This window comes from Streptacidiphilus sp. MAP12-16, assembly GCF_041262165.1.
Classification (GTDB): Bacteria; Actinomycetota; Actinomycetes; order Streptomycetales; family Streptomycetaceae; genus Streptacidiphilus.
In genome coordinates, this window is sequence record NZ_JBGCBY010000036.1 from 20,096 (window position 1) to 42,607 (window position 22,512).

20 protein-coding genes are annotated in these 22,512 nt (G+C 71.1%); 11 read left to right on the forward strand and 9 right to left on the reverse strand.

Features of this window, described 5'->3' with window-relative positions:
* Positions 1-24: 24 nt before the first annotated feature.
* Positions 25-1,215, reverse strand: coding sequence for a PP2C family protein-serine/threonine phosphatase (locus ABIA33_RS33265; protein ID WP_370086964.1), 1,191 nt, complete (start codon positions 1,213-1,215; stop codon positions 25-27).
* Between the two features lie 195 nt (positions 1,216-1,410).
* On the opposite strand from ABIA33_RS33265, the gene ABIA33_RS33270 reads away from it, so the two are divergent.
* The 3 genes from ABIA33_RS33270 to ABIA33_RS33280 all read left to right on the forward strand — a co-directional run bounded on the left by ABIA33_RS33270 (position 1,411) and on the right by ABIA33_RS33280 (position 5,030).
* Positions 1,411-2,205, forward strand: a complete 795-nt coding sequence (locus ABIA33_RS33270) for an SGNH/GDSL hydrolase family protein (protein WP_370086966.1) — start codon at positions 1,411-1,413, stop codon at positions 2,203-2,205.
* 111 nt (positions 2,206-2,316) lie between these two features.
* Entirely contained in the window at positions 2,317-2,580 is a 264-nt protein-coding gene (locus tag ABIA33_RS33275; RefSeq protein WP_370086968.1) for a heavy-metal-associated domain-containing protein, read from the forward strand.
* Positions 2,581-2,687: 107 nt separating this feature from the next.
* Positions 2,688-5,030, forward strand: coding sequence for a heavy metal translocating P-type ATPase (locus ABIA33_RS33280; protein ID WP_370086970.1), 2,343 nt, complete (start codon positions 2,688-2,690; stop codon positions 5,028-5,030).
* A 366-nt stretch (positions 5,031-5,396) separates the two neighbouring features.
* Here ABIA33_RS33280 and ABIA33_RS33285 read toward each other — a convergent pair whose 3' ends face one another.
* Entirely contained in the window at positions 5,397-6,686 is a 1,290-nt protein-coding gene (locus ABIA33_RS33285) for a citrate synthase (RefSeq protein WP_370086972.1), read from the reverse strand.
* A gap of 166 nt (positions 6,687-6,852) precedes the next feature.
* Entirely contained in the window at positions 6,853-9,129 is a 2,277-nt protein-coding gene (locus ABIA33_RS33290; RefSeq protein ID WP_370086975.1) for an ATP-dependent RecD-like DNA helicase, read from the reverse strand.
* Between the two features lie 265 nt (positions 9,130-9,394).
* Between ABIA33_RS33290 and ABIA33_RS33295 the strand changes: the two genes are divergently transcribed.
* The 3 genes from ABIA33_RS33295 to ABIA33_RS33305 all read left to right on the forward strand — a co-directional run bounded on the left by ABIA33_RS33295 (position 9,395) and on the right by ABIA33_RS33305 (position 11,282).
* Positions 9,395-10,162, forward strand: a complete 768-nt coding sequence (locus tag ABIA33_RS33295) for a VOC family protein (RefSeq protein ID WP_370086977.1) — start codon at positions 9,395-9,397, stop codon at positions 10,160-10,162.
* A 124-nt stretch (positions 10,163-10,286) separates the two neighbouring features.
* Positions 10,287-10,775: a glutathione peroxidase gene (locus tag ABIA33_RS33300; RefSeq protein ID WP_370086979.1), complete on the forward strand. Its 489-nt coding sequence runs from the start codon at positions 10,287-10,289 to the stop codon at positions 10,773-10,775.
* A 51-nt stretch (positions 10,776-10,826) separates the two neighbouring features.
* Positions 10,827-11,282: an N-acetyltransferase family protein gene (locus tag ABIA33_RS33305; RefSeq protein WP_370086981.1), complete on the forward strand. Its 456-nt coding sequence runs from the start codon at positions 10,827-10,829 to the stop codon at positions 11,280-11,282.
* Here the strand turns inward: ABIA33_RS33305 and ABIA33_RS33310 are convergent.
* Positions 11,269-11,613, reverse strand: a complete 345-nt coding sequence (locus tag ABIA33_RS33310) for a DUF2218 domain-containing protein (RefSeq protein WP_370086983.1) — start codon at positions 11,611-11,613, stop codon at positions 11,269-11,271. The genes ABIA33_RS33305 and ABIA33_RS33310 overlap by 14 nt on opposite strands.
* A gap of 356 nt (positions 11,614-11,969) precedes the next feature.
* On the opposite strand from ABIA33_RS33310, the gene ABIA33_RS33315 reads away from it, so the two are divergent.
* The gene (locus tag ABIA33_RS33315; RefSeq protein WP_370086985.1) at positions 11,970-12,473 is read left to right on the forward strand and encodes a MarR family winged helix-turn-helix transcriptional regulator; all 504 of its coding nucleotides are present in this window, start codon (positions 11,970-11,972) and stop codon (positions 12,471-12,473) included.
* Here ABIA33_RS33315 and ABIA33_RS33320 read toward each other — a convergent pair.
* A complete protein-coding gene (locus tag ABIA33_RS33320) occupies positions 12,364-13,314 on the reverse strand; it encodes an EamA family transporter (protein WP_370087069.1) in 951 nt (316 codons plus the stop codon). The two genes, ABIA33_RS33315 and ABIA33_RS33320, sit on opposite strands and share 110 nt — an antisense overlap.
* Before the next feature lie 185 nt (positions 13,315-13,499).
* Between ABIA33_RS33320 and ABIA33_RS33325 the strand changes: the two genes are divergently transcribed.
* Both ABIA33_RS33325 and ABIA33_RS33330 read left to right on the forward strand, forming a co-directional pair.
* Positions 13,500-14,273, forward strand: a complete 774-nt coding sequence (locus ABIA33_RS33325; RefSeq protein ID WP_370086988.1) for a serine protease — start codon at positions 13,500-13,502, stop codon at positions 14,271-14,273.
* Between the two features lie 33 nt (positions 14,274-14,306).
* The gene (locus ABIA33_RS33330; protein ID WP_370086990.1) at positions 14,307-15,251 is read left to right on the forward strand and encodes a LysR substrate-binding domain-containing protein; all 945 of its coding nucleotides are present in this window, start codon (positions 14,307-14,309) and stop codon (positions 15,249-15,251) included.
* 16 nt (positions 15,252-15,267) lie between these two features.
* On the opposite strand, the gene ABIA33_RS33335 is transcribed toward ABIA33_RS33330, so the two are convergent.
* Positions 15,268-16,026, reverse strand: a complete 759-nt coding sequence (locus tag ABIA33_RS33335) for a ZIP family metal transporter (RefSeq protein ID WP_370086992.1) — start codon at positions 16,024-16,026, stop codon at positions 15,268-15,270.
* A 348-nt stretch (positions 16,027-16,374) separates the two neighbouring features.
* On the opposite strand from ABIA33_RS33335, the gene ABIA33_RS33340 reads away from it, so the two are divergent.
* Positions 16,375-17,193 (forward strand): hypothetical protein, encoded by an 819-nt coding sequence (locus tag ABIA33_RS33340; RefSeq protein WP_370086994.1) that lies wholly within the window; start codon positions 16,375-16,377, stop codon positions 17,191-17,193.
* A gap of 34 nt (positions 17,194-17,227) precedes the next feature.
* On the opposite strand, the gene ABIA33_RS33345 is transcribed toward ABIA33_RS33340, so the two are convergent.
* Together ABIA33_RS33345 and ABIA33_RS33350 are read right to left on the reverse strand one after the other, a co-directional pair.
* Positions 17,228-17,665, reverse strand: coding sequence for a DUF6278 family protein (locus tag ABIA33_RS33345; RefSeq protein WP_370086996.1), 438 nt, complete (start codon positions 17,663-17,665; stop codon positions 17,228-17,230).
* 116 nt (positions 17,666-17,781) lie between these two features.
* Positions 17,782-19,170: a restriction endonuclease gene (locus ABIA33_RS33350; protein ID WP_370086998.1), complete on the reverse strand. Its 1,389-nt coding sequence runs from the start codon at positions 19,168-19,170 to the stop codon at positions 17,782-17,784.
* A 448-nt stretch (positions 19,171-19,618) separates the two neighbouring features.
* Between ABIA33_RS33350 and ABIA33_RS33355 the strand changes: the two genes are divergently transcribed.
* On the forward strand, positions 19,619-21,709 hold the full coding sequence (locus tag ABIA33_RS33355; protein WP_370087000.1) for a hypothetical protein: 2,091 nt from the start codon (positions 19,619-19,621) through the stop codon (positions 21,707-21,709).
* Positions 21,710-21,762: 53 nt separating this feature from the next.
* On the opposite strand, the gene ABIA33_RS33360 is transcribed toward ABIA33_RS33355, so the two are convergent.
* Positions 21,763-22,416: a helix-turn-helix domain-containing protein gene (locus ABIA33_RS33360; RefSeq protein ID WP_370087002.1), complete on the reverse strand. Its 654-nt coding sequence runs from the start codon at positions 22,414-22,416 to the stop codon at positions 21,763-21,765.
* Between the last annotated feature and the right edge of the window lie 96 nt (positions 22,417-22,512).

The following is a 22,512-nucleotide window of genomic DNA, read 5'->3' on the forward strand; positions in this document are numbered from 1 at the left end:
GCGAAGCCGACCGCTGACCCCGCCTCAGTCGAGCGCGGAGCTGTCCTCCGACGGCTCCGCGTTCGACCCGCTCTCGGTGTCGCGGGCGAGCAACAGCAGTGCGGCGTCGTCGCGCAGCGCGCCGCCCGCGTGCCGCAGCAGATCCGCGTAGACCCGGGCGACGGCCGCGTCCAGGTCCGTGCCGCTGCCCGCCACCAGCGCGGGAGCCCGCGCCACCAGCGGGTAGAACACGTCCTGCCCCTGGTAGCGGGCCTCGACCACCCCGTCCGTGCACAGCACCAGCACGTCGCCGTGCCCGAACGGCACGGACCAGCCGGTCGGCGCTCCGTCCGCCAGATGGGCGAGCCCGAGCGGCACCCACGGGTCCGGCGGCTCCAGGAGTTCCGCCGAGCCGTCCGGAGAGATCCGGAGCGGCGGAACATGGCCGCAGTGCAGCAGTTCGACGGCGTCGGGCTCCCGGAACCCGACCAGCAGTGCGGTGGTGAACTCCCCGGAGGGGACGTGCCGCGCCACACTCGCCTCCAACCTGCGAGCCACCCCGACGAGGTCGCTCTCGTCGTAGGCGGCCTCGCGGAACGCGCCGAGCACCACGGCAGCGGTGTGGACGGCGTCCAGGCCCTTGCCGCGCACGTCGCCGATGATCGCGCGTACCCCGAACGGGGTGTCCAGCACGCCGTAGAGGTCGCCGCCGATCTTGGCGGAGTCGGCGGCGGACAGATAGCGGGCGGCCAGCCTGATGTCGCCGACCAGCGGCCCCGGCGGGCGAAGCAGCGCCAGCTGGGCGGCCTCGGCCACGGTGCTGACCGCCACCAGGTGGCGGGTCCGGACGATCCGCAGATGGGCGATCACCACGCTGGCTGCGGAGAGCGCGACATAGGCGATCAAGGTGCCGTAGTAGAGCCGGATGTCGTCCGGCTTGTTGAGGCCGTCATAGCGGCTGAGCCCGATCAGCAGCGCCATGCCGAGGCCGCTCACCGCGAGCAGTTCCAGCGGGTAGAGCGTGAGCGCCGCCAGCGGCGGGACCACGGACATCAGCGACGCCAGGTAGGTGTCGACTCCGGAGAAAACGTCGGCGAGGCAGACGAAGACCATCGCGCCGAGCGACGGCAGCAGCCGCATCCACAGCCGGGCCTGGAGCAGGGCCGCCTCGTTGAACCGGGTCGGCGACGTGGACGCGGCGTGGTGGTCCGCCTGGTCGTCCTGCCGCAACCTCACAGCAGCGAATCTATACGAAAGCCCCTTACCAACACATCTTTCGCCGCATTGCCACGCATCCCCTCTCATCTCCTGAGCACCAGCCGCCACAGCGGTCCCGGTGCTGTATTCCCGCCCCTCGCGTGGCCCTTGTCACGACCGTCAAGGGCTACCTACGGTGGCGTAGGTCACTTCACCGGGTGAAGTATTTTGGCCATGGTTGCGCAGACAGAGACTCACGACCTCGCGTCATACGTCGCCCTCGGGGACAGCTTCACCGAGGGCCTCAACGATCCCGATCCGCACGGCGGCTTCACCGGCTGGGCCGACCGCCTGGCCCGGCTGCTGGCCGAAGGCCGGCCACGGACGGACGGCGGGCCCTACGACTTCCGCTACGCCAACCTCGCCGTGCGCGGCCGACTGCTGGAGCAGATCGTCGCCGACCAGGTGCCCGAGGTCCGCCGGATGGAGCCGGACCTGGTCAGCTTCACCGCAGGCGGGAACGACATCCTCCGCCCCGGCAGCGACCCGGACGAGGTGGCCGAGCGTTTCGAGGCGGCGGTCGTGCAACTACGGGAGACGGCAGGGACCATCCTCATCTGCACCGGCTTCGACACCCGCGACACCCCCGTCCTCAAGCACCTGCGCGGCAAGATCGCCACCTACAACGCCCATCTGCGCGCCATCGCTGACCGCAACGACCTCGCGGTCGCCGACATCTGGGCGCTGCGCGCCATGCGCGACCGTCGGGCCTGGAGCGAGGACCGGCTGCACCTCTCCCCCGAGGGGCACCAGCGCGTCGCGCTGCTCGCCGGTCGCGCCCTGGGCCTCAGCACCGACAACCCGGACGCCCCGTGGCCGACCACGCCCGCGCACACCGCCGCCGAGCTGCGCCGGGAGAACCTGCACTGGGCCCGCGAGCACCTGCTGCCCTGGGTCGGCCGCCGCCTACGTGGCGAGTCCTCCGGCGACCTGGTCGAGGCGAAGCGCCCCGACCTGCTGCCGCTGTAGCCGTGGCACGGCATGGCTGGGCGTCCTCCGCTGGCTACTCTCAGTACCGTCGGGGTCGAATTCCCTCCGAAGGGGAATTCGACCCGCCTGCGCGAAATACCCCCTAGGGGTATGGTGTTGCAGGAGCCAGAGCCCAACGAACCGACCGTCCTGGAGGAAGTAATGTCCACCGCCGTCTTCACCGTCTCGGGCATGAGCTGCGGCCACTGCGAGAAGTCGATCAGCGAGGAGATCAGCTCCCTGCCCGGGGTCACCGAGGTCAGCGCGGACGCCAAGGCGGGCACCGTGACCGTCGCCTCCGAGCAGCCCCTCGAGGACGAGGCGGTACGGGCCGCCGTGGACGAGGCCGGCTACCAGCTGGTCGGCCGGGCCTAGGAGGGTGCTGAAGATCTAGGCCGGGCACGGGCCCAGGCCCGGCGCCCTGCGGACGGCCGGCGTTCCCGGGTCCGCAGGACGCACGCATCAGAGGAGAGGCACGCACCATGAGCACCGTCGTCCCCGGCACGGACCTGCCCGGCTCGACCCGCCCCACTCGCTCCGCCGCCGACCCGCGCGCCGGCGTGGAGCTGGTGATCGGCGGCATGACCTGCGCGTCCTGTGCCGCACGCGTCGAGAAGAAGCTCAACCGCATGGACGGGGTCGAAGCGACGGTCAACTACGCGACGGAGAAGGCGAGCGTCAGCTACGCCCCCGAAGTGAGCGTGGAGGACCTCATCGCCACCATCGAGAAGACCGGCTACAGCGCGCAAGTGCCGCGACCGGAGCCCGAGGCGGTCAGCGGGGAGTCCGCAGGGCCGGAGTCGTCAGGAGCGCAGTCGGCAGGAGCGCAGTCCGCTGACGAGGAGTCGGCCGCCCTGCGCCGACGGCTGCTGCTCACCGTCGCGCTCGGGCTCCCCGTGGTCCTGATGGCCATGGTCCCCGCGTTCCAGTTCCGCAACTGGCAGTGGCTCTCCTTCGCCCTGACCGGCCCCGTCGTCGCCTACGGCGGCCTGCCGTTCCACCGGGCCGCCTGGACCAACCTCCGCCACGGCGCGGCCACCATGGACACCCTGGTCTCCCTCGGCACCCTGGCCGCCTTCGGCTGGTCGACCTGGGCCCTTTTCCTCGGCACCGCCGGAATGCCGGGCATGACCCACGCCTTCAGCTTCGCTCTCTCCTCGACCGACGCCTCCTCCGCGCTCTACCTGGAGACCGCCGCCGGAGTCACCGCCTTCATCCTGCTCGGCCGCTACCTGGAGGCCCGCGCCAAGCGCCGTGCCGGCGCCGCCCTGCACGCGCTGCTCTCGCTCGGCGCCAAGGACGCCACGGTCCTGCGGGACGGACGCGAGATACGCGTGCCCGTCTCCGCGCTGGCTGTCGGCGACCTGTTCGTGGTGCGTCCGGGCGAGAAGATCGCCACTGACGGAGTGGTCGTCGAGGGCAGCTCCGCCGTGGACACCTCCCTGCTGACCGGCGAGTCGGTGCCCACCGAGGTCTCCCCCGGCGACGCCGTCACCGGCGCGACCGTCAACTCCGGTGGCCGGCTGGCCGTCCGCGCCACCCTCGTCGGCGCGGACACCCAGCTCGCACGGATGGCCCGGCTGGTGGAGGACGCGCAGAACGGCAAGGCCGCCGCGCAGCGCCTGGCCGACCGAATCTCCGCCGTGTTCGTCCCGGTGGTGCTCGTCCTCGCCGTCGCCACGCTGGTCAGCTGGCTGCTCGTCAGCGGCAGCGCCACCGAGGCGTTCACCGCCGCAGTGGCCGTCCTGATCATCGCCTGCCCGTGCGCTCTGGGCCTGGCCACACCCACCGCGCTGATGGTGGGCACCGGGCGCGGCGCGCAGCTCGGCATCCTGATCAAGGGCCCCGAGGTGCTGGAGTCCACCCGCGCCGTCGACACCGTCGTGCTGGACAAGACCGGCACGGTGACGACAGGTCAGATGGCGCTGCTGTCCGTCCACACCGTCGAGGGCGTCTCCGAGACGGAGGTGCTGCGGCTGGCCGGTTCCCTGGAGCACGCGTCCGAGCACCCGATCGCCCGGGCCGTGGCGCAGGCCGCCGCCGAACGGACCGGGGCGCTGCCGCCGGTGGCCGACTTCCGGAACGTGCCGGGACTCGGCGTCCGGGGAGTCGTCGAGGGCCATGCCGTCGTCGCAGGGCGCGAGCAGTTCCTCGCCGACCTGGCGCAGCAACTGCCCGAGCCACTGCTTGTCGCCAGGGACCAGGCCGAGCAGGCCGGGTACACCGCCGTCGCGGTGGGCTGGGACGGCGCCGCGAAGGCGGTGCTGGTGGTCGCCGACGCGGTCCGGCCCACCAGCGCCGAAGCGGTCCGCCGCCTGCGCGCCCTGGGGCTGACGCCCGTTCTGCTCACCGGCGACAACCGGGCGGTGGCGGCGAGCGTCGCCCGCCAGGTCGGCATCGACCCCGAGCGGGTCGTCGCCGAGGTCCTGCCTGAGGACAAGGCCGCCGTGGTCCGGGCGCTGCAGGCGGAGGGCCGTACGGTCGCCATGGTCGGCGACGGGGTCAACGACGCCGCCGCGCTGGCCCAGGCCGACCTGGGTCTGGCCATGGGCACGGGAACCGACGCGGCGATCGAGGCGGCCGATCTCACCCTGGTGCGGGGTGACCTGCGCGCGGCCGCGGACGCCATCCGGCTGTCCCGGCGGACCCTGGCCACCATCAAGGGCAACCTGCTCTGGGCCTTCGGCTACAACGTGGCGGCGCTGCCGCTGGCGGCGTTCGGACTGCTCAACCCGATGATCGCCGGAGCGGCCATGGCCTTCTCCTCGGTGTTCGTGGTGAGCAACAGCCTTCGGCTGCGGCGGTTCCGCGCGCTGACGGACTGAGCTGCTCGCCAAAACGGCACCGACCGGCGCCAATCGGTGCCAAACGGCGTCAATTCGGCTGGTCGGAGTGGTCACGACACCGCTACGCAACGACATGAGAGCGGAGTCACAGGGGACGGGCGTAACTTCCGGCCCCCTGTTGTGTGTTACAACACGTGAGCCGGGGGCGAAACTACGCCTTCCGAGCCTCGACCGGGGTTCCGGCGGACCCCGGAGTCGGCCACCGTCGCTGGGCGGCCGACAGCGCACGGCGCGGAGCCGGGGGTGGGTTGAGCGGCCTCCCCCTGAGGACCGCGCCGTGCGCACCGAGGACCCCTGTCTACCGGGAGCCTCGGTGCGGCCCAACTGTCCAGGTGTGCGCCGGAGTCAGCGCTCCTCGAGCGGGACGTAGTCCCGGATCTCGATGCCGGTGTAGATCTGTCGCGGACGGCCGATCTTGTTGTTCGGGTCCGTGATCATCTCCTGCCAGTGGGCGATCCAGCCCGGCAGCCGGCCCAGGGCGAACAGCACGGTGAACATGCTGGTCGGGAAGCCCATGGCGCGGTAGATCAGGCCGGTGTAGAAGTCCACGTTGGGGTAGAGCTTGCGCGAGATGAAGTAGTCGTCGGTGAGCGCGTGCTCCTCCAGCTTCAGTGCGATGTCCAGGAGTTCGTCGGCCTTGCCCAGCTGCGAGAGGACGTCGTGGGCGGCGCTCTTGATGATCTGGGCGCGCGGGTCGAAGCTCTTGTAGACGCGGTGCCCGAAGCCCATGAGCTTCACGCCGTCCTCGCGGTTCTTCACCTTGCGGATGAAGGCGTCGACGTCGCCGCCGTCGTTCTTGATTTTCGTCAGCATCTCCAGCACGGCCTGGTTGGCGCCGCCGTGCAGCGGGCCCCAGAGGGCGTTGATGCCGGCCGAGATGCTGGCGAACAGGTTGGCCTGCGAGGAACCGACCAGACGCACCGTGGAGGTGGAGCAGTTCTGCTCGTGGTCCGCGTGCAGGATCAGCAGCTTCTCCAGCGCGCTGACGACGACCGGGTTGAGCTCGTAGTCCTCGGCGGGCACCGCGAAGGTCATCCGCAGGAAGTTCTCGACGTACCCGAGGTCGTTGCGCGGGTAGACGAACGGGTGGCCCTGCGACTTCTTGAACGCGTAGGCCGCGATCGTCGGGAGCTTGGCCAGCAGGCGCACCGCGGAGAGGTTGCGCTGCTCGGAGTCGAACGGGTTGTGGCTGTCCTGGTAGAACGTGGACAGCGCGCTGACCACGGAGGACAGCATCGCCATGGGGTGGGCGTCGCGGGGGAAGCCCTGGTAGAACCGCTTGAGGTCCTCGTGCAGCAGCGTGTGCTGGGAGATCTCGTGCTGGAAGCCGGCCAGCTGGTTCGCGTTGGGAAGCTCGCTGTTGATCAGCAGGTAGGCGGTCTCGAGGAAGCTGCCGCGCTCGGCCAACTGCTCGATCGGGTATCCGCGGTAGCGCAGGATGCCCTTGTCGCCGTCGATGTAGGTGATCGCTGACTTGCAGGCCGCGGTGTTGCCGAAGCCGTTGTCCAGCGTGGTCAGGCCGGTCTGGCTGAGCAGCTTCGAGATGTCGAAGCCTGCGTTGCCGACGGTGGCGTTCACCACCGGGTACTCGTACTCGTCGCCGTGGTAACTGAGTACTACAGAGTTGTCGCTCACGTCTTCCCTCACCAGCGAAATGAACCTCTTCAAGGGGTGCCCTGACTCCTTACCACTGTCCCCCATTTGTCGTACATGGGTGCAGCCGGGGTGGCCCAAAAGAGATTGAGAAGAGTTGACACCGCCAAAGAACCGGCCTCGCTGCCTTCACTTCTCGACAGCGCGGTCAGCCTCCTCTCAGCCTATGGTCAAGCGCCGTGTGCCTGCGACCTGCGGAAACGGAACGCACTGCCTGGGCCAGGGCTCGGCGGGACCCCACCAGCACCACCAGCTTCTTCGCTCGGGTCACCGCGGTGTAGAGCAGGTTCCGCTGGAGCATCATCCAGGCGCTGGTGGTGACGGGGATCACCACGCAGGGGTACTCGCTGCCCTGCGAGCGGTGGATCGTCACCGCGTAGGCATGCGCGAGCTCGTCCAGCTCGTCGAAGTCGTAGGGCACCTCCTCGTCCTCGTCGGTGAGCACGGTGAGGCGCTGCTCCTCCAGGTTGATCGAGGTCACTACTCCGACCGTGCCGTTGAAGACGCCATTGGCGCCCTTGTCGTAGTTGTTCCGGATCTGGGTGACCTTGTCGCCGACCCGGAAGGTACGGCCGCCGAAGCGGCGCTCGGGCAGATCGGGGCGGGCCGGGGTGACGGCGGCCTGGAGCAGGGCGTTGAGGTTGCCCGCGCCCGCCGGCCCGCGGTGCATCGGGGCGAGGACCTGCACGTCGCGGCGCGGATTGAGGCCGAACCTGGCCGGGATGCGCCGGGCGACGACGTCCACGGTGAGCCCGGCCGCCAGCTCTGCGTCCTCCTCGGGGAAGAGGAAGAAGTCGGCCAGGCCCTCGGTGATCGGGGGGACGCCCTCGTTGATCCGGTGGGCGTTGGTGACCACGCCGGACTGCTGCGCCTGGCGGAAGATCCGGGTGAGCCGGACGGCGGGCACCGGGCTGCCGGGGGCGAGCAGGTCCCGCAGCACCTCGCCGGCGCCGACCGAGGGCAGCTGGTCCACGTCGCCCACCAGCAGCAGGTGCGCGCCCGGCGCGACGGCCTTGACCAGCTTGTTGGCCAGCAGCAGGTCCAGCATGGAGGCCTCGTCCACCACGACCAGGTCGGCGTCCAGCGGCCGGTCCCGGTCGTAGGCGGCGTCGCCGCCGGGCTTCAGCTCCAGCAGGCGGTGCACGGTGGACGCCTCACAGCCGGTCAGCTCGGCGAGGCGCTTGGCGGCCCGTCCGGTCGGGGCGGCGAGGACGATCTTCGCCTTGCGGGCCCGGGCCAGGGTGACGATGGAGCGGACGGTGAAGGACTTGCCGCAGCCGGGGCCGCCGGTGAGCACCGCGACACGTTCGGTCAGCGCCAGCTTGACCGACTGCTCCTGCTCGGGGGCGAGCTCCGCCCCGGTCTGACCCTTCAGCCAGGTGAGAGCCCTGTCCCAGTCGACCGTGGCGAAGGCGGAGAGCCGGTCCTCCGGCCCCTTGAGCAGGCGCAGCAGCTGGTTGGCGAGGGAGATCTCAGCGCGGTGGAAGGGGACCAGGTAGACCGCGGCGACGCGCTCGCCGGTGGTGGTGTCACTGGCGGTGCTGTGCTCTGCGGGGAGCTCTTCGCGGACCACGCCCTCCTCGGTGACCAGCTCGGCCAGGCACTCGATGACCAGGCCGATCTCGACGGCGAGGAGCTTGACCGCGTCCGAGATGAGCTGTTCCTCGGGGAGGAAGCAGTGGCCCTGGTCGGCGCTCTGGGAGAGGGCGTACTGGAGCCCGGCCTTGACCCGCTGCGGGCTGTCGTGCGGGATGCCGACCGCCTGGGCAATGCGGTCGGCGGTGAGGAAGCCGATGCCCCACACGTCGGCGGCGAGCCGGTAGGGCTCGTTCTTCACGACGGAGATGGAGCCGTCGCCGTAGTTCTTGTAGATCCGCACGGCGAGGGAGGTGGAGACGCCGACACTCTGCAGGAAGATCATGACCTCCTTGATCGCCTTCTGCTCCTCCCAGGCGGCAGCGATCAGCTTGGTGCGCTTGGGGCCCAGCTTGTGGACCTCGATCAGCCGCTCCGGCTGCTGCTCGATCACCTCGAGCGTCTCGGTGCCGAAGTGGTCGACGATGCGCTCGGCAAGGCGCGGGCCGATGCCCTTGATCAGTCCGGACCCGAGGTAGCGGCGGATGCCCTGGACCGTGGCGGGCAGGACGGTGGTGTAGTTCTCGACGGTGAACTGCTTGCCGTACTGCGGGTGGTTGCCCCAACGGCCGTGCAGCCGCAGGCTCTCGCCGGGCTGGGCGCCGAGCAGCGCGCCGACGACGGTCAGCAGGTCGTTCGAGCCGCGGCCGGTGTCGACCCGCGCGACGGTGTAGCCGGTCTCCTCGTTGGCATAGGTGATCCGCTCCAGTACCCCCTCGACGACCGCGAGTTGGATCTGCGGGGCCTGCCCGGGCGCCTGCTGGGACACGCGCTGCGGCCCTGCTGCCATGCCCGCACCCCCTTCCGCGGCTTGTCGTGTGCTCGAACCGTACCGCCGAGGTCCGACAGGCGCGGAAGGCCGCCTGTTGCGACGATCGAATGGTTATCGAACATGATCGAAAACGACCGAAATAATTTCTTTGCGCTTCTCCGGTCCGCAGGCCCTGGAATTGTCAGTGGCGAGCGCAAGACTGTGAACCGCACCTGAAGGACGGCCCGGTCCGCCCGGCCCGGGTCCGCGCACACCCACCGCACTCACTCCACAGGAGCACACCATGCTCAGCACCTCGTTCGTCCCGGGCTCCCCGACCTGGATCGACATCGCCATCCCGGAGACCGCCGCGACCAGCGCGTTCTACGGCGAGCTGTTCGGCTGGGAGTCCGTCTCGGCCGGGCCCGACGCGGGCGGCTACGGCTTCTTCAACCTCCAGGGCGACATGGCCGGCGGCTTCGGGCCGCAGATGGAGGAGGGGGCGTCCTCCGCCTGGATGGTGTACTTCGGCACGACCGACGCCGACGCCACCACCAAGTCCGCCGAGCAGGCCGGCGGCACCGTCCGCTCCGCCGTGTTCGACGTCATGACCTCGGGCCGGATGGCCCAGCTCACGGACCCGACCGGCGGGGAGTTCGCGCTCTGGCAGCCCATCGAGCACACCGGCCTGAAGGCCGTGAACGTCCCCGGGAGCCTCGCCTGGGTCGAGCTCCACACCGGCGACGTAGCCGCCGCCCGTGCGTTCTACACCTCGATCCTCGGCTGGACCGCCACCGACCAGGACATGGGCGAGTTCACCTACACGGTCCTCTCCACCGGCGGCGAGGAGGACTCGTTCGGCGGTCTGATGCCGGCCATGGACGGCGAGCCCCCGCACTGGCAGCCGTACTTCGAGGTCGCCGACTGCGACGCCACCGTGGCCAAGCTCCTGCGGCTCGGCGGCAAGGTCACCCACCCCGCGCAGAGCGCACCCGGCATCGGCCGGATGGCAGCGGCCACCGACCCGAACGGCGCGCCGTTCTCGGTGATCACCAGCGAGGTCCCCAGTTGAGCCGGAGCCACTGAGCCGGAGCCACCGGCCCGGATCGGGAAGAAGCCCGGGTGGGGCGCTGTTGTGGGTTGTCAGCCAAACGTAGAGCCAGACCCACAGCGCCCCACCACGGAGGTAGTGCCCGATGAGCCTGTACGACATCCCGCTGCGCACCCTGTCCGACGAGCCGACGTCCCTGGGCGCCTACAAGGGCAAGGCCGTGCTGCTGGTGAACGTCGCCTCCAAGTGCGGTCTCACTCCCCAGTACGCGGGCCTGGAGCGGCTTCAGCAGCAGTACGCCCAGCGCGGGTTCACCGTGCTCGGCGTGCCCAGCAACCAGTTCGGCGGACAGGAGCCGGGCAGCGCCGAGGAGATCGAGACCTTCTGCTCGACCACCTACGGCGTCTCCTTCCCGCTGCTGGAGAAGCTCGACGTGAACGGCGAGGCGCGGCACCCGCTCTATGCGGAGCTGACCCAGGTTGCTGACGCCGCCGGCGAGGCCGGTGACATCCAGTGGAACTTCGAGAAGTTCCTGCTCTCGCCGCAGGGTGAGGTCGTCGGCCGCTTCCGTCCGCGCACCGAGCCCGAGGCCGACGAGGTCGTCGCGGCGATCGAGGCGCAGCTTCCGGCCTGACCCGCATTCCCGCCCGACAGGTCGTTCCGGGCGCGCCGTAGGGTGGCGATCATGACGGATCACACCTTCCGGCGGGCCACGGTCGATGACCTTCCCGCGATCGTCGCGATGCTCGCCGAGGACTCGCTCGGCGCGGGGCGGGAGACCCCCGACGACCTGACGCCGTATCTCGCCGCCTTCGAACGCGTCGCCGCCGACCCCAACCAGCACCTGATCGTCGCCGATCGGGACGGCACGGCAGTCGGCACGCTCCAGCTCACGTTGATTCCCGGCCTCTCGAGGACGGGCGCGACCCGCACCCTGATCGAGGCGGTGCGGGTCAGCTCCGCGGAGCGCGGTAACGGGCTCGGCACCCTGCTGATCGAGCGCGCGATCGAGGAGTCACGCCGTCTGGGGGCGGATCTGGTCCAGCTCACCTCGGACGCGAGCCGGGTGGACGCCCACCGCTTCTACGAGCGGCTCGGCTTCACCGGGTCGCACGTGGGGTTCAAGCTCAACCTGCGCTAGCAGCCTCCTCGGCGTCGTTGCGCTGGACGGTACCGGGGCTGCCGTTGTCGCGGTGCCACTCGGCGACGAGTTCGTCCTTGGCGCCGAAGCGCACCAGGTGGCGGCCGACGACGTCCTCCAGCCGGTCGAGGTCGTCGGCCTCGCCCTCGACGGCGAGCAGGAGCAGGCCGGGCTCGGCGTTGACGGTCGCCGTGCCCGCCGAGAAGGTCAGGCTGGCCTGCCCGGTCTGCTCGTCCCAGCTGCCCTCGACCTTGCGGCCGAGGTGCGCGGCGAGTTGCTTGGCGTAGCGGTGCGGGCGGTCGGTGATGACGCGGGCTTCGGACCGGGGCATGGGTCTCCTCCAGGGACGGCGGGAGTCAGCTGAGGCAGACTCGATGCTGACTTAGACCGACCGGCAAATGGAGGGCGGCGTCGCGGGCAAGGGGGCACCTCCCGCCCGAAGGGTGGGGGAGGCTCTCGCCCAGACGGCTTCTCCTCAGTCGCCAGGGCTCCGCCATGGCTCCTTCGTCGGCACCGCCTGGACTCGGCCCTCGACCCGCTCCTTATCCCACCCTCCATTTGCCGGTCGGTCTTAGGCAAGCCTAACGGAAAATATGAGTCTGGCTCCTTATTTTTCACGGCCGTGTCACTGCCGGAGCGCTCGCGACCGATAACCTGGCCGTCCACCGCCGTACGCAGGAGACTCCCGTGACAGCCCCGAACCCGGCCCCCGTCCCTGCCGAGGTCGAGCTTGCCGATGCCGTCCTGCGCGTGGCGAAGCGCATCCGCAGGGGCACCTTCACCCGGCTGTCCCCGTTCGGCATCACCCCTTCTCAGGGGCGCGCACTGGAGGTGCTCGCGCGGGGTTCGCACCATGGCGGGCGCATGATCCGGCTGAACCAGCTGGCCGAACGGCTGCACATCGCCCCTCGTTCGGTGACGACCGTGGTGGACGCGCTGGAGGCGGCCGGGTTGGTTGCCCGGGTCCAGGACCCGGAGGATCGCCGGGCCATTCTGCTGCGGCTGACCGAAGCGGGCGAGCGGATGGTCGCCCAGATCGGCCGAGTCCGTCAGGAGGTCGCCGAGGAGTACTTCGGGCCGGTCAGCCCCGGGGACCGGGCGGCGCTGCTGCGACTGCTCCGGTCGACGGACGAGGCATTCGAGCGGGCTCATCCCTATCCGCATCACCATGGCGGCGACGCCCGGGCGTGACCGAGGCGAGGCCGATGCCGGCCACCACCAGCACTGCGGCGCCGCCGGCCATCGGCGTCACCGGTTCGCCGAGCAGCAGCCAGGCCGCGGACATCCCGAACAGTGGCACCAGCAGGGAGAACGGTGCGACGACCGAGGCGTCGTGATGCCGCATCAGATATCCCCAGGCGCCGAAGCCGAACAGGGTCGCGCCCCAGGCCACGTAGAGCAGCGCGCCGATCCCGGCCGGGCTCAGTGACCGCAGCGCGGCCAGGTCCGCCCGGCTCCCCTCGAACACCAGCGAGAGCAGCAGCAGCGGGACCGGCGGGACGGCGCTGACCCACACCATCCAGCGGAACACGTCCGGCGGGGCGGCCCTACGGGTGAGCACATTGGACAGGCCCCAGGCGACGGCGGCCGCGACGACCAGTGCGAACGCCCCCAGCGGCCCGCTGCCGCCCTGGTCGACCGCCGCCAGCACAATGCCGACCGCACCGATCCCGAGTCCCAGCAGCCGCCGTCGACCCGGCCTCTCGCCGAGCAGCAGGGCGGCGAAGACCGCCGTGAACACCGCCTGGCTCTGCAGCACCAGCGAGCTCAGCCCGGCCGGCATCCCGGCGTGCATGCCGATGAAGAGCAACCCGAACTTCACCACGCCCAACACCACTCCAACTGCGACCACCCACTTCCATGCGACGCGCGGCGGTCCGACGAAGAAGATCGCCGGGACCGCCGCCACGGCGAACCGCAGAGCGGAGAACAGCAGCGGCGGGAAGTGGGCCAGCCCGACGTCGATGACGACGAAATTGACTCCCCAGACGGCGGCGACGGCCACGGCCAGGGCGAGATGACGAGGCGGCAGTCCAGCGGGTGTCCTCGGGAGGGTCTTGGGCATGCAGCGAGCATGGCGCGCGGTAATACTTCAGTACCAGCAAATAGTTCTTCATCATTCTCTTTAGTGATACTGAATTATCTGACCAGGGAAGCCGTCACCCGCCTGCCCCGATCGGTGGCAATACTGTCCAACCTCGCGAAAAATCCGGTCATATGACGCATCGTTCCCTTCTGCTCGTCGTCCTCCTCAGCACCTGGACAGCACTCACCACCCTCTTCACCCCGACCACCTCCGCGCACGCCGCCCGGCCCGCCTCCACCGCGTTCGGCGGCGTCGCCCGTGTCGGCGCGCTCTTCTCGTCATCCGGTGGCAGGCTCACCCACCACTTCTGCAGCGCCGCGGTGATCGACAGCCCCGGCCGCGACCTGGTGGTGACCGCCGCGCACTGCGCGGTCAGCCCGGGCCGGGGCCGGGCCAGGAGAGGCCTGGTCTTCGTCCCCGGCTACCACGACGGCGTCCGCCCCTACGGCGAGTGGGCGGTGAGCCGGGTGACCACCGACGTCCGATGGTCCGCCGAGGGCGATCCGGACTACGACGTCGCGTTCCTGACGACGGTTCCGATCGGCGGCGGCAGCCGGCGGGTGCAGGACGCGGTGGGCTCCGAGGCCATCGGCTTCAACCGGGCGCGCGGTGCCCGCGCCGTCGGCGTCGGCTATCCGAGCAGCAGCGAGCGCCCCGTCCACTGCCGCAGCACCCTGCGCCGCTACGGCGCCTCACAGCTGGAGTTCGACTGCCCCGGGATGCCGGGCGGCACCAGCGGCGGCCCCCTGCTCACCGGGACCGGCGCGACCGGCTCGGGGCGCGGCACCGTCGTCGGTACGATCGGCGGCTACCAGGCCGGAGGCGATACCGACGACATCTCGTACTCCGCCTACTTCGGCTCCCGTATCGCGGCGGTCTACCGAACCGCCGTGCTCCAGGGGTGAGGCAGGCCGGTGACGAAGCCATAGCATCGCCGCATGATGGATCTCGGGCGCCTGCGGGCGCTGCACGCGGTAGCGGTGCACGGTTCCGTGGGCGGAGCCGCCGCCGCGCTCGGCTACACGCCCTCCGCCATCTCCCAGCAGATCACCAAGCTGGAGCGGGAGACCCGGACCGCCCTGCTGGAGAAGCGCGGCCGGGGCATCGTGCTCACCGACGCCGCGCAGGACCTCGCCGCGACGGCGCAGCGGGTGCTGGCGCTGGTGGAACAGGCGGAGGTCTCCCTGGAGGAGCGCCGGGGCCAGGTCTCCGGACGCCTGTTCCTCGCCGCCTTCGCGACCGCCGCGCGCGGACTGCTTCCCGGCGTGCTGGCTGACCTCTCCCACCGGCATCCGGACCTGGAGCTGCGGCTGCTGGAGAGTGACCCCTACCTCATGGCCGACCTGGTCGCGCGGGGCGAGGTCGACCTCGCGGTGGTGCAGGACTGGCCGAACACCCCGCTGGCCGTTCCCGAGGGCGTCGCCAGGCTCTCTCTCGGCGAGGACCCCGTGGACGTCCTGCTGCCCGCCGACGACCCGCTCGCCGCGCTGCCCGAGCTGTCGGTACGGGACCTCGTCGGGCAGCGCTGGGTCAGCGTGCCGCCGGGGAACATCTGCCACGACTGGCTGGTCCGGACCATGCGCGAGGCCGGGGAGGAGCCGGACATCCGCTATCAGGTCGCCGAGTTCGAGACCCAGATCGCGCTGATCGCGGCCGGTCTCGGCGCGGGCCTGATCCCCCGCCTGGGGCGGGGCGCACTGCCGCCGGGCGTGGTGGCACGGCCGGTACGGCCGGAGCCGACGCGGCGGGTGTTCGCCCTCTGGCGGCAGCACGCGTCACGTCGCCCCGCCATCGAGGCGACACTCGCCGCGCTCCGACGCCACTGGCCGCAGCGCGAGGCCGCGCCGGAGCCGCTGGACCCTCTGGAGCAGCCGGAGTCGTAGGGCGCGGGCTGAGCCGTCAGCTGGCGAGGCCGATGACGAGCCACATGAAGGCCGTCCCGGCGATGGTGCACAGCAGGGTGGAGCGGGAGGGATGCGGGCTGTGCGCCTCGGGGAGGATGTCCGAGGTCGCCAGGTACATCAGAAAGCCCGAGAAGAAGCCCAGGTAGAGCCCGACGGCATGCTCGGGGATGGTGAACAGCAGGGTGATGCCCGCGCCCACGACCGGGGCGACCGCGTCGCAGGCGAGCAGGGTGAGTGCACGGCGGCGGTCGCTCCCGTAGAGCCGGGTGATCGTGTAGGTGTTGAAGCCGTCGGCGAAGTCGTGGGCGATGACGGCGATGGCCACCACCGTCCCGAAGCTGCCGCCGACCTGGAAGGCCGCGCCGATGGCGAAGCCGTCCATCACGCTGTGCAGGCAGAGCGCAGAGGCGGCGGCGAGGCCGAGCCGCTCGCTGCGGCCGTGCGCATGGCCGTGCTGGTGTCCGTGCTGGTGCTCCGCGTACTCGGACTCGTGGGCCCGGTGGATCGCCACCGAACGCTCCACGACGTGCAGCACCAGGAAGCCGAGGACGAACATCAGCAGTCCCTGCGCGACGCCGAACAGCTTGCCGGGCGCGGCGTTCAGGGCCTCGGGCAGCAGGTCGAAGCCGACGACACCGAGCATCAGGCCTGCGGCGAGACCCAGCACCAGGTGCCGCTTGTCGCCGACCCTCCCGGCAACCAGCCCGCCGACCAGAGTCATCAGGAAGGCTCCTGCGGCCACCAGCACCGGCATTCCCGCACGCTCACTCTCGTTGTGTCCCGCTGCGCGCGTCCGGTCGGCCCCGTGCGTCACGCCAAGCACACGGTAATGATAATTCTTATCGTTAACGGGCTCCGCGGGCGGGGTGCGAGTCCCCACCCGCGCTCTCTCCGCAGCCGTGCGCGACCCCGTGCCTCCACGCGCCCCGAGTTCCCCCGGACGGGTCAGCGCTGAGGCCCTTACTCCTGTCTATGGCGCTGCGTACTCTGGCGGGGAGCATCAGCCGCAGCGGGGACGGGGGCGGTGATCATGCCGGGGCGGCGGTTCGCAGTGCGCGGGGAGCGGAGGCGCGAAAGTCGGCCGCATGGAGCTCGGCCCGCCATGCCCGCGCTCGCGCCGCGTCGGCGCCCCGTTGTCGCGCCAGTCCTGTCGCTCTCGGTGGCCCTGCTGCTCGCAGCAGCCGGCTGCGCCCTGAACAGGGTCGGCGGAGCAGGGGCGACGCCCACGTCACCACGGGTCAGCTTTCTGCCGGGCCGAAGTGCCGCGCTGACGGCACCCGGGGCAAGCCCGTCCGCCGGGCCGACCTCCGGCAGCCGGGGCACGGCCGGGCGCACCCCCGGAACCTCCCCGTCCACGCCCACCCGCCGCAGCCCGCTCCGGCACGCCACCCCGCCCGAAACGACGGCCGGCACGTCCACCTTCTTCCCGGTCGGCGCCTGCGCGGGCCACCGGCCAGGCACCGCTGACGGCGTCTACCAGCAGGTCCCCTGCACCGATTCCGGCGCCCTGGCCATCGTGGTCAAGCGCATGGCAGTGGGGGCGAGCGCCGTGTCCTGCCCCTCCGGCACCGACTTCGTCCTCGACCTCAGCACCGTTCACAAGACCAGCGGCAGCGCGCATCAGGACCGGCGGCCTGCGGGGATCGCCTGCCTGCGGAACCTCCGCCCACCCCATCCCGGTGACCCCGGCGGCGGTGGGGGGATCGACATCGTCGTCGGCGACTGCATGTACGGCTCGGGCAGCGGCGTGGTGCAGGAAACCGCGTGCGACGGCAGTGGCGCCCACCCCCCGGTCTACCTGATCGTGGCGCTGGTGGCGCGAGACCGCGACTGCCCGCCCGGCACAGCGGTGTTCATCACCGTCCACAACCCGGGCTTCCCGGTTCAGATCGCCTGCGCACTCGCCCTGCGCCACAACTGAGCGTGCGTCGGTCCGCCGCCGGGCGCACCGGTCGTCACCTGCTCGCCACTTCCGCGTACGCCGCCGAGAGCTCCGGCGACCCCTCGGCCGCCCAGCCGTGTCCCACCGCCACCACGTCGACCTCGCGGCCGCTCGCGAGCACGACCATCGGGCGCCCGTCCGCCAGCAGCTCCCAGTTCGCGCCCTCGACCCCGCGCACGATCACCGTGCCGAGGTAGAGCCCGGCATCGTTGCCCAGCCACTCCGAGGTGTCCGGGTCGACACGCCACTCGGGAAGGAGCTGGTCGAGTGCGCCGAGCGAGGCCGCCGAGTCGTCGAGCTGCAACCCGGCGGCGAGCGCGTGCTCCCGCAGCAGCCCGCACTCCGAGAGCATCTCGCCGAGGCTGCCTGGCACATCCGTCCCGGCGTCGTAGAGAACCCTGGCGGCGGCGTCACGCCGAGGACGCCACCGGTCGAGGAATGCGAAGCCCATGTCCCCAGAGTGACAGCATGCACTCGCCCCGGCACCGCATGCGCATGCGCAACGCGCAACTCTTTACGACAGCGAGAGCGATATCGACTACGACTACGACATCGACCGCGCGGGCCTCAACCGCCCAGCTCGGCACCGAGGTGGGCCCGGACCAGGGCGCGGAGCTCGCCGCCGTCGATCAGCCGCACTTCGGGGCGGGAGGCGGCGGCGAGCACGGCGTCGACGTCGAAGCTGCCGGTGGTGGCCCAGATGGCGCCCGTCGCCTGTTCCTCCACGACGACCTCGGCGACGTCGCGCACCGCGTCCGCCCGCAACACGGAGGGGCGCCGGGCGACGCAGACCACGTGCCGGGTGGCGGCGAACTCCCTTCCGTCGCCCTGCGCGAGGACCAGCAGCCCGTCCCGGCCACGCAGCCGCGGCTCCCAGTCCTCCATCCCCATCTGCTCGAACAGCTCGGCGATCATCGCCGCGAACTCGCCGGGTGACAGCTCCTCAGGAGCGGGCGGCCCGGAGCGACCGATCGCGAAGGCCGTCACCGGTGCGGGGCCGAACGGGTCCTGGGTCAGCACGCAGGGCAGCGCACGCAGGCGTTCCAGTGCCTCGCCGTTGCCGCTCGGAAGCAGCGAGCTGGCGAACAGGTCCGCCCGCCGGGCGTCCACACTGACCAGGCAGGACTCCCCCGCCTCCGCGGTGACCGCGCGTCCGTTGAGGACGATCCCGTCCAGCCGCGACTCGGTGTCCGCAGCGAGCAGCGCGTCCAGGGCCCGCAGCGCGAGTCGAGCCACCAGCTGCAGGTAGCGGGCCCGGCACTCACGCTCCGGCCGGGGCACGGCTTCGACGCCCCCGTCCACGGACACCCGGAACTCCAGCGCCGGCGGCACCACCGACGGCCCCGGCAGCACCAGGTCGACCACGGCCGTCCGGGTCAGCGCGCGATAGGAGACGCGCGCCGGGACCTCGAGCCCCGGCAGCCTGCCGGCGGCGGCGAGAGCGCGTTCCAGAACGGACTCGACGGCGGCGGGACGGCCTTCCTCGTAGGCCTTGCGGTAGCCCTCGAGCCGCTCGTTGTACTCCCGGACGCTGCGGGCGCGTTGCTGTTCCTCGCGCTCGTGGGCGAGGCGCGCCTGCTCGGCCTGCGCACGCAGTTCCTTCTCCTGGTCCCGGTACTCGCGCAGAGCGCGCTGGTGCCGGAGCCGGGCGGCGGCGAGGTTCTGCTGGTAGGGCCCGCTGAGCAGGGGGCTTCCCGGGGTCTCACCGGGCACCGGTCCCGGGTCGGGCGCGTAGTCCACCCAGCGCGGCGGTTCGACGACGGCGTCGCCGGGCAGCGGGCGCGGCTCATAGCTGCGGCGCAGTGCGTCGAAGTCCACGGCAGGCGACGGCTCGGCAGCGAGGGCCAGCAACTCCTCCAGCCGCTGCTCGGCGTCCTCCGCGACCTCGGTGTACTGCTGCGCCAGGTATGCCCTCCCTCCCCCAAACTCCGTCCGGGGGGACCCCCTGCCCGCCACCACCCCTGCTAGAGGCCCTTCAGGCCACACCCCTTGTTCGCCGCCCGGCCTCGACCGCGATCCTTCGCGGTCCGCGTCCCAGCTGCCTGTCACCATCGCCGCTCCCCCGTGCCCCTGTCCCCGCGAGGTAGCAAGCATCTCATCAGCCAGGCCGTCACTCCGGTCCAACAGCTGATCGAGGCGCGTGAGCGGCCCGTCCTCGTCCTCGTCCATGCACCCGTCTCCCCTCACCCCCTCGTCCTTCCCCGCGCGCCTCCAATGGTGCCGGAACCACGTTGCCGCGGGGAGTCGACGGGCCGTCAACCGGGAGGCGGATGCCAGGTCGGGGACCGCCCGGCGAATGGTCGGTGAACAGTGGTCCAGTCTTCTCCCGCAGGGGGCGTGCGAGCGTCAGGATCGCGCCGAACCGTGCGTACACCTCGCGCACTCCCCCACCGGAGGGACCTCCATGTCTCGTCGTCGAATCGCGACGGCATCGGCCATCGGCGTTGTCGCACTCGCCTCGATAGCCGCCACCACCTCCACGGCGCTCGGCGCCACTGCCTCCCAGCCCGACTGGCACCACGGCGGCGGCCACGGCCGGGGAACGCTCAGCTACTCGGTCGGCACCCCCGTGGTCGACAAGGTGAAGGGCGGCCCCTGGACGCTCGCGCAGGGCGACCTCACCCTGGGTTCCTCCTACAGCAGCAGCCTCCCGGTGTTCTCCGGCGGCGGCACCGGCACCATCACCCTCGGCGGGGTGACCTACCCCAATCTGGCCGTGGACCCGGCCGGCAGCGGCGCCTACCCGGCGGCCAGCGGTGTCACCGGCTCGCCCGGCCCGCTGACCGGCTACTGCTCCAGCGGCGGCGCCACCCCGGAGACCGGGACCGTCGTCCGGCAGCCCAAGGGCACCACGCTGCCCATGCAGCCCTACTACTTCCCCTATGTCACCAGCACGGACGGCGGCGAGACGCTCAACGGCTTCTTCGACTACCGGCCGAAGGACGGGGACGAGGCGGTCGTCGCCGCCACCTCCACCGACCACGGCAAGACCTGGAAGTTCGCGGGCCAGGCGCTGGAGCAGAACGCGGGCCTGTGCCCCAACGGCAATACCAACGACGACGGCCAAGGCCACGCGTTCGTGCTGAACGTCCCCGGCTACGGCGGCAGCGGCCAGGCCGGCAGCGGGCACCGGGCGCAGCTTCTCTACACCTTGAGCCGTCCCACCGGCGACCACCTGGGCGTCGATCTGATCGTGCACCGGCTCGCCCCCGAGAACGGCAACCCGCTGGCCGGTCTGCCGGCCGCGGAGCCGGTCGGCCAAGGCGGCAGCACCGCGGCCACCGCCCCGGTCAGCGTCCCGGCGGGCCCCGGCGGCGACGGGGTGACCATCACCGTGGGCTCGACGGCCAGCTTCGAGCAGCCGGGCCACTTCTCGGTCGACGGCCACGTCGTGGACTGCAACGACAACAACGCCACGGCGACGGCCTTCACCGGCTGCACCACCCGTGACGCGGGCGGCGTCGGCATCGCGGCGGGCGACGCGGTCAAGGCCGACTCCGTCATTCCGGCGACGGCCTCGCAGACCTCGGGTCTGATCGCTCCCGACGGCATCATCAGCACCCTGCCGCACTACGCGGGCGCCCCGCACGGCAGCGTCGCGGTGCTCTATACCGAGAAGATCCTCAACTACTTCACCCCCACCACGACCACGGCGGCGGTCACCCTGCCCGCCGCGACCGTCCCGGTGGCCGACACCTCGGCGTTCAAGCCGCTGAACGGCTCGCTGACGGTCAGTCTGGGCACGGCGGCCGGGATCGTCCAGGTCAGCTGCACCGGCACGGACGCCACCGACCTGACCGGCTGCACCGGCGGCACCGGTGCCGTGGCCAAGGGCAGCAGCGTCGGCGCCCCCGGCGCGGCGGTCGCACCGTACGCGCAGCTGGCGCAGATCGGTGAGGGCAAGAACAAGCCCAAGTCGCTCTTCGGCAACAACGAGGACTACTCGGTGGTCCGCGCCGCGTACACCTACGACGGACTGCACTTCACCGACCTCGGCCAGGTCTCCGGCCTGAACGATCCCGCGTCCAACAGCAACTCGGTGCTGCGCTGGGTCGGCTCGCGCGGCACGGTGATCACCAACCCGGACGGCAGCTACGGCCTGTTCCTCTCCGGCGCGTACGCCTCGGACGGCGACAGCGACGCGTTCAACCAGATCTTCTACTCCTCCTCCAGGGACGGGAAGAACTGGAGTGCCCCGCAGAAGCTGCTCGGCACCGACTACAGCTTCTCCGCGCTGGCGCAGCAGTCGGCGAAGGGCGGCCCGTTGGGCATCAGCGCCTACTACTCGGGCCGGGTCTACGACCCGACCGTGGTCCAGAACGAGAACGGCACTCTGACCATGCTCTTCGCGGGCTACTCGACCCCGAAGCCGCTGCCGGCCACCGGATCGACCGTCGGCACCGACCCGGCGGCGCAGTACACGGTGCCGGCCGCCCAGCCCGCCGAGTACCGCACCATCCTGAGCGTGACCCTGCGCCCGCAGTGGAACCGTTGATCTGATCGGCCCTCAGGGGGCGGTCCGGACCCGGTCCGGACCGCCCCGCTGCTTCAACCCTCGCTGGAGCCCTCGCCTCCGTCTGAGCCCTCGCTGTAGACGGAGATCATCACCTTCAGCGGAACCCCGTCCGGGGTGTCCGGACCCTCCAGGAACTCGGAGATCAACGCGGCGAGGCGCCCGCGGAACTCGACGGCCCGGTCGGGCGGCAGCCGCACGTCGCCGAGCATGATCAGCGGTCTTCGATAGGCCTGCGCCGGTTCCGGTCGGGCGGTGACATCGACCCGCCCGCTGCCGACGGCGGATCTGAGCCGCCGGACGTGGCTGTCGATCGCCGCGCCGAACGCAGGCCAGCTGTCGCCCGCGGAGACGTCGCGGTGCAGGAAGTCGCGGCTGAACTCCAAGCCGGTCTGCGCGGCCATGTAGCGCTGCTCGACGATGCCGGAGACCAGCCGGGTCTCGGCGACCCGGATCAGCCCGCGTTCCTCCAACTGCTTGAGGTGCCGGTACAGCTTGGTCTGCGGCTCGCCCAGCTCGGTGGCGAGCTCTTTCGCTGTCCAGGCCCGGAAGCCCTGGTCGGTGCCGTCCATCATGACCCGCAGCATGGTGACCCGAAGGGGGTCGGCCAGTGCCTTGAGGGTGTCGATGTCATCGACCACGCGTACGCCGGGACGGCGGGCCTCGGTTGCTGTCTGCGGATCGTTCATGTGTCCATCTTGCCAGGGGCTCACGTCTGCGTCATCATTCACGAGTCAGTGAATGCTTCGCTTCCAGTGAACATTCGCATCCAGGGGAGGCTGATC